Raw genomic sequence first — 3,990 nt, 5'->3', positions numbered from 1 at the left:
CAATCATGAAGCACGTGCCCCATGATGATGACATCCGCTTTCGGCAGCGGGTCCTCGAAGAAACTTCCGCCGTGAAACCGCACCCGGTCAGCCAGTCCGCGGTGAACGATGAATTCCTCGAAGATCGGCTTGACCGGGGGAAGGTCGAAACCGACACCGGTGAGGTGCGGATGGGCGAGCGCCAAGGTGGCGGGGACCATGCCCTGAGCTGCACCAAGGTCCATGAAGCTGTTGTAATCCTGCCACGGAAACTTGGCGGCGATCGCATGGGCCGTACCTGCACTTATTCCACTCATCGCGGCCAGAAAGCCGCGCAGCCGATCCGGCTCGGCATACAACGCCGCGAAGATGTCGTCTCCGCCGCCCTTGCTCTCGTTCTGCAATTTGCCTGTGCGCAGTGCCTCCGTGAGCGATCCCCAGAAGCCATAGAGCCTGGCGTTTGCCATCTCCAGCACGCCACCGATATAGGATGACTTGGCTCGATCGAGAAACAGGTCGGTGTCCGCGCTGTTTCTGTAAACGCCGTTCTCGCGCTCGAGCAATTTGAGCGCAACCAGCGCATCGAGGAAGTCGCGGGCCGATCGCTCGTGAAGTGCAAGCTTTCGTTGCAGCGTCGGCAGGTCGGCGGGTGCAGCCGCCAACGTGCTGAACACTCCAAGTTCGACGGCACTCAAGAGCGTTTTGGATGCCCAAAAGCCCATACCGAGCTGCATGATATGATCTGGTGTTGCTGCGCTCACGTCTGATCCTCAACCTGATTGTACGCGGTCGAGTGTACGTTTCGTCCATGGCTTAGGCATGGCGAAACAAATGAAGCGCGCGCGGCCAGCGTTAAAATGTATTACGATTGTAACGTTCGGCTCGTAGACGCCGTGGGCGCAGACGATCTCGCCGGTGGTGTCGCCGAAGCGAAGTGCATGACGTTCCGCTGGCCGCCCGGCACGTCACATTCGTGAAACATGCTGTTGCCGGCGCCTGCGTGCCGCCGGAGAATTCGGGGCGACGCGTCGAGGACGATCGTCCAGGGGCCTTTCGGAACAAGCGCCGGCACTTGTGGTTCGAGGCATGTATGGTATGGCGTTGAACACTCGTCCGCCTAAGGCATCAGGACTGCTCATGGGCTTTGATTCTCGGGCAACCCCGGCAGAAATCGTCAGGATCGGTCATCCTGCGCTTCGTCACGGCACGCGGATGGTGGCGCAGGAGCTGTTCGGCACCCCCGCTCTTGACGAATTGATAGACGTCATGCGGGCAACGCTGGCGGGGAAGGGCGTCGGCCTTGCCGCGCCCCAGATCGCCGTGCCGCTCCGCGTGTTCGTCATCGAGGATTCCGAGGACAGGATGAGCCATCTCAGTCCCGAGCAGCGCAGCGAGCGGTACCGCTCTCCCTACCCGTTCGAGGCCATCGTCAATCCGACCTGGCACGCGACGTCGGCGCGCACGGCGATCGAACAGGAAGGCTGCCTCAGCATTCCCGGCTTCAGGGCCGACGTTCCGCGCTACTGGGCGATCGAGGTTGATGGATATCGTCCCGACGGCGAGCGGAAGCGCTGGTCGCTCGAAGGGTGGCCGGCGCGCATTTTTCAGCATGAGATCGACCATCTCGACGGGTGGCTCTTGACCGACCGGATGCTGCCGCGGACGCTGGCGTCCACAGAGCCGCACGGCGTCGGCGCGCCGTCCGGCCTGCTTGGCCGGCTCGGCCTTTCTGAGCCCTGATCAGTTCCGCTGACGAACGAGCAGCTCAGGGCCGGCGTTGCGGCGCTGCCGCGAACCGTCACATCCGACGCCGCCTCAATGCGACCTGCTACGATTCGCGGCGGCAGGTGCGTTCTTGGCAGGTGAGTTCTTGGCAGGTGAAAGCGGTTTTGCGTCGTCAGTCATTTGGACGCAGGTGAGAAGATCAAGGTAGCTGAGCGTGCCTAACGTCACGGCATCCGCCCTGCACCGGTTGCGAAGCCTGGCGGGCGTCGTTCCCCATACCAAGTCGAGTTTCTGTTTGGCGTCGTTTTCCTGTCGAAGGCATTCCGAGAGGCTCGGAGGAAGGTTCATGATCCTGTCGTCCGCCGCTCTTGCCCTGCATAGCGACTGATTGCTTATTTTCGGCACATTGTCGGCCACGGCAATCGCCGACCGGGTTCCGAGGATCGCGAGGGAAAACAGCGCCGCCTTCATCATCATGATGACGTCCTTGAAGCCGGACTTCGACGCCGAGACGATCGCGCCGAATGGTCACTCCGCCGGCCCGGCAGTGCTCGGCGGACCGATTTCCGGATAGGTGAAGCGTTCAAATGAACGACGCGGACGTCATGTTGCAGCTCTCGTTTGCGTTTCGGCAACGTTGCTTCGCGCGTGCTGTTCCAAATACTGCGGGACTGCGCGGACGGGTCAATCCGGGGCCAGCGCCGGCGAGGAGCCGAGGCCGGGCTCGCACAGGCCGAAGCGCAGGATCGCGCGACCTCATCAACGCGTTTCAGACTGCCCAAAACAGGGCGCGACGCGGCGGATGCATCACTTTTACGTCGAATCCTGGCCGGTTCGCGAAACCAATCAAGCATTTGACCACTTCTAACTCCGTGCTCCCGGGGGCATTAGCGCGAAGCCAAGGATTCCCGCATGCGAAAATACCACGACTTCGAATTATCCCGTCGGAACCTTTTGATAGGGACTGCCACGTCCCTCGCGCTTGGAACCGTGACAAGAACCGCCAGGGCCGAGAGTTCCGGCATGGATGTTCCTGCCGCCGCTCCAGACGCGCCGGCAATGGCGAACATTTCCATGCGTGTGAACGGCGCGGTGCGTGATCTGAACGTCGATACCAGGACGACCCTGCTCGACGCGCTGCGCGAACATTTGCATTTCACCGGCACCAAGAAGGGCTGCGATCACGGGCAATGCGGCGCCTGTACCGTGATCGTCGACGGGCGGCGCATCAATTCCTGCCTGACGCTGGCCGTGATGCATCAGGGCGACAGCGTGACCACCATCGAGGGCATCGGCACGCCCGAGCACATGCATCCGATGCAGACCGCCTTCGTCGAGCATGACGGCTATCAGTGCGGCTATTGCACGTCGGGGCAGATATGCTCGGCGGTGGCCGTCATCGACGAGATCAAGGCCGGCATCCCAAGTCTCGTTACCCACGACCTGAACGCTGTGCCTGAGCTCACCAACGCCGAACTGCGCGAGCGGATGAGCGGCAACATCTGTCGTTGCGGGGCGTATTCCAACATCGCCGAGGCAATCACCGAAGTCGCCGGGAGGCCCGCATGAAAGCCTTCACCTACGAACGTGCGAAGTCGCCCGCCGAAGCCGCGGCGTCCGCGGTCCGGCTCGACGGAGCCAAGTTCGTCGCGGGCGGCACCAATCTGCTCGATCTGATGAAGCTCCAGATAGAGACGCCGAGGCATCTGATCGACGTCAACGGGCTCGCCCTCGACCACATCGAACCCACGCCGGAGGGAGGCGTGCGCATCGGCGCGCTGGTGCGCAACACCGATCTTGCCGCGGACAAGCGGATCCGGCGCGACTATGGCCTGCTGTCGCGCGCGCTGCTCGCCGGTGCTTCGGGCCAGTTGCGCAACAAGGCGACCACCGCCGGCAATCTGTTGCAGCGGACGCGGTGTCCCTATTTCTACGATACCGATCAGCCCTGCAACAAGCGAAGGCCGGGCAGCGGCTGCGCGGCGATCGGCGGCGTCAATCGTCAGCACGCCGTGATCGGCTCCAGCGATTCCTGCATCGCGACGCATCCGAGCGACATGGCGGTCGCCATGCGGGCGCTCGATGCCACGGTCGAGACCGTGCGCCCCGATGGCCAGGCCAGGAACATTCCGGTCGCCGACTTCTATCGCCTTCCCGGCGACACGCCCGACATCGAGACGAACCTCGCCCCCGGTGAACTGATCACGTCGGTGACGCTGCCGAAGCCGGTCGGCGGCACGCATCTCTATCGCAAGGTGCGCGACCGCGCGTCCTATGCCTTCGCCC

Annotated in this window: 5 protein-coding genes; 3 read left to right on the top strand and 2 right to left on the bottom strand. The window is 63.0% G+C overall.

Annotated elements, in window-relative coordinates:
* Positions 1 to 740 (bottom strand): methyltransferase (locus WCB02_RS39930; RefSeq protein ID WP_423968012.1); only part of this gene is annotated, 740 nt, incomplete at its 3' end.
* A 376-nt stretch (positions 741 to 1,116) separates the two neighbouring features.
* Between WCB02_RS39930 and WCB02_RS39925 the strand changes: the two genes are divergently transcribed.
* On the top strand, positions 1,117 to 1,719 hold the full coding sequence (locus tag WCB02_RS39925; protein ID WP_423968009.1) for a peptide deformylase: 603 nt from the start codon (positions 1,117 to 1,119) through the stop codon (positions 1,717 to 1,719).
* A 75-nt stretch (positions 1,720 to 1,794) separates the two neighbouring features.
* Here WCB02_RS39925 and WCB02_RS39920 read toward each other — a convergent pair whose 3' ends face one another.
* A complete protein-coding gene (locus tag WCB02_RS39920) occupies positions 1,795 to 2,181 on the bottom strand; it encodes a hypothetical protein (RefSeq protein ID WP_423968006.1) in 387 nt (128 codons plus the stop codon).
* Positions 2,182 to 2,616: 435 nt separating this feature from the next.
* Here WCB02_RS39920 and paoA point away from each other — a divergent pair, with 435 nt between their 5' ends.
* Together paoA and WCB02_RS39910 are read left to right on the top strand one after the other, a co-directional pair.
* Entirely contained in the window at positions 2,617 to 3,273 is a 657-nt protein-coding gene (gene paoA / locus WCB02_RS39915) for an aldehyde dehydrogenase iron-sulfur subunit PaoA (RefSeq protein ID WP_423968004.1), read from the top strand.
* The coding region (locus WCB02_RS39910; protein ID WP_423968002.1) for an FAD binding domain-containing protein at positions 3,270 to 3,990 on the top strand (721 nt) is incomplete at its 3' end. The genes paoA and WCB02_RS39910, both read left to right, overlap by 4 nt.

The sequence above is a fragment of the Bradyrhizobium sp. genome (genome assembly GCF_049581145.1).
Taxonomy (GTDB): Bacteria; Pseudomonadota; Alphaproteobacteria; order Rhizobiales; family Xanthobacteraceae; genus Bradyrhizobium.
This window is presented reverse-complemented; position numbering and strand designations above follow the sequence as displayed.

Bases quoted from the DNA above. Each gene is read 5' to 3' on its own strand.
- WCB02_RS39920 (WP_423968006.1), bottom strand. From the start codon at position 2,181: ATGATGATGAAGGCGGCGCTGTTTTCCCTCGCGATCCTCGGAACCCGG.
- paoA (WP_423968004.1), top strand. From the start codon at position 2,617: ATGCGAAAATACCACGACTTCGAATTATCCCGTCGGAACCTTTTGATA.
- WCB02_RS39925 (WP_423968009.1), top strand. From the start codon at position 1,117: ATGGGCTTTGATTCTCGGGCAACCCCGGCAGAAATCGTCAGGATCGGT.